Source organism: Streptococcus oralis (assembly GCF_001579025.1).
GTDB classification, from domain to species: domain Bacteria; phylum Bacillota; class Bacilli; order Lactobacillales; family Streptococcaceae; genus Streptococcus; species Streptococcus oralis_X.
Genome location: NZ_KQ970235.1, coordinates 226,042 through 231,126, shown reverse-complemented (window position 1 = coordinate 231,126; position 5,085 = coordinate 226,042). Strand labels below are relative to the sequence as shown.

Annotated in this window: 5 protein-coding genes; all 5 read right to left on the bottom strand. The window is 45.1% G+C overall.

Features of this window, described 5'->3' with window-relative positions; translation table 11 throughout:
* A partial coding sequence (locus SORDD27_RS01065) for a threonine/serine exporter family protein (protein WP_196755610.1) occupies window positions 1-343 on the bottom strand: 343 nt, incomplete at its 3' end.
* Window positions 344-430: 87 nt separating this feature from the next.
* Window positions 431-2,332 carry a Stk1 family PASTA domain-containing Ser/Thr kinase gene (gene pknB / locus SORDD27_RS01060; protein ID WP_061426825.1) on the bottom strand — a complete coding sequence of 634 codons (1,902 nt, stop codon included), beginning with the start codon at window positions 2,330-2,332 and terminating at the stop codon, window positions 431-433.
* Entirely contained in the window at window positions 2,329-3,069 is a 741-nt protein-coding gene (locus tag SORDD27_RS01055) for a Stp1/IreP family PP2C-type Ser/Thr phosphatase (protein ID WP_061426819.1), read from the bottom strand. The genes pknB and SORDD27_RS01055 overlap by 4 nt, the downstream gene beginning before the upstream one ends.
* Before the next feature lie 15 nt (window positions 3,070-3,084).
* Window positions 3,085-4,398, bottom strand: coding sequence for a 16S rRNA (cytosine(967)-C(5))-methyltransferase RsmB (gene rsmB / locus SORDD27_RS01050; RefSeq protein WP_061428025.1), 1,314 nt, complete (start codon window positions 4,396-4,398; stop codon window positions 3,085-3,087).
* On the bottom strand, window positions 4,391-5,085 hold a 695-nt coding region (gene fmt, locus SORDD27_RS01045), incomplete at its 5' end, for a methionyl-tRNA formyltransferase (RefSeq protein WP_081103314.1). The genes fmt and rsmB, both read right to left, overlap by 8 nt.

Here is a 5,085-nt window from a genome sequence, read left to right as displayed (position 1 = left end):
AAGGAAGGGGTTGATTGCCGATTTCTTTCAGCTTTCTAAAGGCTGTCGAGAGATCAATCTGTCCTCCCACAAGCTCCCGTGATACTTGGTTGACATCACAAACTTTTTCGATGTTATAGGAGGATGATGTCACTCGCTTCATTCGAGAAATATTAGTATTTTCAATAGAAAAGAAAATAGCAGCGGGCATGGCAAGTACATTGCAATCCATAATCCCTTGTGAATGAGCAATACGAATCATGGTATCCTCAACCCGATGAATCTCCGAACCACTTTTCAGGAGAATGGTTCCAGCTAACATAATGACATCAATGACGGCATTCAACTCTCTCGATTCGTCCATTTTCTCCTCCTTTTTTCTACTCCCTATATTTTATCACAAAATCTTGTTAAAAAAAATCTTTGTCATGATTTCATGACAAAGAGTCGTTTAATCTCGAGAACTTTCGCGGTTTCCTTCATTGTTTGGTTGATTCGTTGGAGGATTATTTCCTTGTTGATTACCTTGTTGGTTCCCTTGATTTGGTGTTGTTGTAGAACCCTGGTTCCCTCGTTGGGCAGGATTAGAGGATGAAGTTGACGGCGGTGTTTTCGGTTTGTAAATCGAAATCTTGATACGCGTGCTAGCAAGGTCAACCTTTTCACCAGCTTTTGGTGTTTGATCTACAACCGTACCCTCTGCTGTTCCTTCAGGAGCAGTCGATACTTCAATAACCTCAATATTAGCCTCTTTTACTCCGACAATCTGAGTCAGATTATTCTTAGTAAATTCGAGACTTGAGCCGATGTAGCTAGGCATGCTGACACTGGTCACCTTCTTGGCAACTGTTAAGGTAATCGTGGTGGCTTTTGAAAGGTCATAAGTTGAACCCGAAGCAGGGGTTTGTCTCAGGATAGTTCCTGGTTCGCTTTCGCTGGATTCTTCCTCTTCCATCTGGATTAGATTTTCTGGTACCTTCTTCTCCTTGAGTTCAGCTACAACTTCTGTGTACTTGCGTCCGACGTAATTGCTCAATTGGAAGGATTGCTTGCCAGAAGAAACAACCAAATTGACCTTGGTCCCTTCTTTTCGGCCACTGCCAGCTTCAGGATCGGTTCGAATAACGCGTCCTTCCGCTACTGTATCACTAGCCTCCGATTTCTCTTCACCAGCTTCAAACTTGGATTTTTTAAGAGCTTCCTTAGCCTCAGCAACGGTTTGTCCAGCTACGTTAGGAATAGCAATCGTTGCTGGTGTTCTTGACAAAATCCAGACCAAAGAGGCTGCAACCAATAGAAGACTAGCCAAAAGAATCATATAGCGAGCCTTAAACTTCCGTTTCTTGGCTGGCTTTGGCGCTGGAGCCGGCTCTGCCACTGGTTGAGTTGGTTTCTTTGGCTGAGGGCGTTCTTCTTGCGTCGGAGCTTTAGGAATAGACGTCAGTGTACTTTGTGGAACTTTAGGTAAAGTCTTAGTGTCTGCCTTACTCGCATCGTCAAAGACCAGTTTCGGCTCATTGCGACGATTATAAGACAAGCTAGTTGACAAGTCCACATACATTTCTGAAACAGACTGATAACGGTCTGACAACTTCTTAGCAGTTGCCTTGATGACAACATTTTCTAAAGCCTGAGGGACAGATGGATTTTCAGCTATGACGGACGGAAGTGGTTTCTGGAAATGCTGGAGGGCAATCGTAACCGCGCTATCCCCATCATAAGGGATATGTCCCGTCAGCATCTCATAGAAGATAATCCCCATTGCATAGATATCACTCTGGAAGGTCGCTTTAGAACCACGCGCTTGCTCAGGTGACAAATAATGAACAGAGCCTAACATTGAGTTTGTCTGGGTCAGACTGGTCTCCGCAAAGGCTACGGCAATCCCAAAGTCCGTGACCTTAGCTGTGCCGTCAGGTGTCAAGAGGATATTTTGAGGTTTCAAATCACGGTGAACAATTCCTCGAGTATGGGCTAAGCGCATGGCCAAGAGGATTTGCCCCATGATCCGAACTGCTTCTTCATTTGAAAGAGGGTAGTGTTCTTTGATATAACGCTTGAGGTCAAGGCCTGCTACGTATTCCATAGCTAGGTACTGTTGACCGTCTTCCTCACCAATATCTGTTATCCGAACGATATGAGGATGGTCCAGATCCGCCATGGCCCTCGCTTCACGCTGGAAACGTGCCACAGCAATAGGGTCTGTCTGGTAGTTGGTCCTCAGGACCTTCACTGCCACTTCTTCCCCGTCTAGGATCAAATCCTTGGCCAAGTAAACATCTGCCATGCCTCCTCGACCAATCTGCTTGACAATCCGATACCGCCCGGCAAAAATCTTGCCGATTTGGATCATTCTGCTGCCTCCTCGTTCATGTAAACAAGGGCAACCGTAATGTTGTCTAAACCTCCTGCATTGTTAGCGAAGCGAATGAGGGTTGCCGCCTTGTCTGCTAGGGAAATATCACTGGTTACGATATCATAAATCTCGCTTGCCGAAATCATATTGGTCAAACCATCACTATTGAGCAAGAGATAATCTCCTGACTCCAGTGTAATCATCCCAAAATCTGGCTGGATTTCATCTTTTTGTCCGATAGACTGGGTGATGATATTCTTTTGAGGGTGAGTTTCTGCTTCTTCTGGAGTCAATTGACCAGCCTTGAGCAATTCGTTGACCAAGGAATGGTCACTCGTCAACTGGTGGTATTCTTCTCCACGAATCAAACCGATACGAGAATCTCCAATGTGAGCATAGATGGCTTGGTTATCAATAAACGCAACAGCTTCTAGCGTTGTTCCCATGCCTCTGTATGCTTCGTCCTGACCTAGTTGATGAATTTTTTGATTTTCAATCTCTAGGTAGTGGGCAAACCACTCACGAACTTCATTGACTGAGTCAATTTGGGTATCCACCCAAGCCACACCAAGGTCTGTTACCGCCATCTCACTAGCGATATTTCCTGCACAGTGTCCTCCCATCCCGTCAGCCAAGATGATCATAGTGCGTCCTGCTCGGTTGACAAAGTGATTGACATAGTCCTGATTATTTGTCCGTTTCTGACCAACATCTGTTAATAATGCTATTTCCATTGTGTCAGTTCCTTCCTATTCTGATATCTTGCGAAATTGGCTAATAAAGAATCCATCACTTCCATACAATTCTGGAGTAATCAGGATACAGCCATCTTTCAGGATATCTTTACATTCGTGTTCTAGTTTAACCTGCTCGAACTCGGGATGACTTTCTAAAAACGCCTTGACGACTTGAAAGTTCTCCTCAGAGACAATAGTACAGGTACTATACGTTATTATACCACCTTTTCGTAGTGTTTGACAAACACTACCTAATATTTCCAGCTGAATTTCCTGTAAGGAGGTGAAATCTGCCGTTTCTTTATTGTATTTGATGTCTGGTTTGCGACGTAAAAGTCCAATCCCAGAACAAGGAGCATCTACTAAAATCTTATCAAAAGAGTCCTTTTCAAAAAACTCATGCACTTTTCTGGCATCCAATTTTTGCGTTTGCACTCGATCTGCCACAGCCAAACGCTCTGCATTTTCTTGGATCAAGTCCAACTTATGATCATAAAGATCCAAAGCCGTCACCTTACCGGACGTGAGGTAAGAAGCCATATGGGCTGTTTTTCCACCCGGAGCAGCACAGGCATCCAGGACCTGTTCATGGCCTTGTAGATCAAGAGTCGGAGCAACCAGTTGACTGGACTCGTCTTGGATGGTTATAGCCCCTTCTGCGAACAAATCATGTCCTGCAAAGTGGCCTTGCTCCTTGACCAGACCAGTGGCCGCCAAAGGGGAATCGGTCGCTTCTAACAAAGCTTTGATTTCCTCTTTTCGGCTCAAATCAGCTACACGGATACTGGCTTTGTTGCGCACCAAGAGACTTTTAAAGATGGCTTGTGCTCGCTCTTCACCGTATTCTTCCTTGAGTTTAGATACTAGCCAAACTGGGAGAGAATAGGTAAAGGAATCACGCTTATTTTTTCGCTTAATGCTGTCAATATCTGGCCAGCCTTCTCGTAAGATACGACGCAGGACGGCGTTGACCAATTTCTCACTGCCTTTTTTACGGGCTTTGGCTAGCTCTACCGCTTCATTAACAACAGCGTGATTAGGAACCTTATCCAGATACCGAAGTTGGTAGGCGCTCAGAAGGAGCAGGATATAGAGCCAGTTATCTAACTTATCTCTGTCTTCGATAAAGTGGGACAGATACCATTCCAGAGTGAGTTTTCGGGCTACCGTTCCGTAGATAATCTCTGTCACCAACCCCTTATCTGCTACTGAGAGGTGACTGCCCTTGAGGTGTTTATTTAAGGCAATATTGGAATATGCTTGGTTAACCAAAACATCCTCTAGCACTGCTAGAGCAAGACTTCTAGCCGTTTCTACTTTAGTCACCAAATCGTTCTCCTACAGTCAATGTCCGTCCAACTCCATTGAGGAAGGAAGAAATGTCCATCTTAGGCTTTCCAGCTGGCTGGACTTGCTTGAGAGATAGGGCACCTTCTGCCGTTGCGACGATCAATTCCTTCTTGCTAATAGACAGAATCTCACCTGGATTTCCCTGATCTTCTACTGGTAGAGCTTCATAAATTTTAAAGCGGTCTCCCTTGAGAAAAGTGTGGGCAACAGGCCATGGATTCATGCCACGGATTTGGTTGAAGAGTTGACGGTTAGTCTTATTCCAGTCCAACTTTTCTTCCTCTGGTTTGATATTTGGCGAGAAAGTGACCTGACTTGGGTCCTGAGGCACAGGTTTGATCTCCCCAGCAATATAGCCAGGAAGGGTGTCCAAAAGCAAGTCACGACCAACAATCGCTAATTTCTCAAACAAGGTGCCGACATTGTCCTCATCTGTTATAGGAATGCTACGACGAGAAATCATATCTCCTGCATCCATTTCCTTAACCATCTCCATAATGGTCACACCAGCTTCCTCATCCCCTTGAATCAAGGCATAATGAATGGGTGCACCACCACGGTGTTTTGGAAGGAGGGAAGCGTGAACGTTGACCGCAAAGTTCATGCTATCAAGAAGTTTACTTGGGAGGAACTGCCCAAAAGCAGCGGTCACAATCCCATCCG

Coding starts and splice junctions, on each gene's coding strand:
- pknB (WP_061426825.1), bottom strand. CDS start 2,332: ATGATCCAAATCGGCAAGATTTTTGCCGGGCGGTATCGGATTGTCAAG.
- SORDD27_RS01055 (WP_061426819.1), bottom strand. CDS start 3,069: ATGGAAATAGCATTATTAACAGATGTTGGTCAGAAACGGACAAATAAT.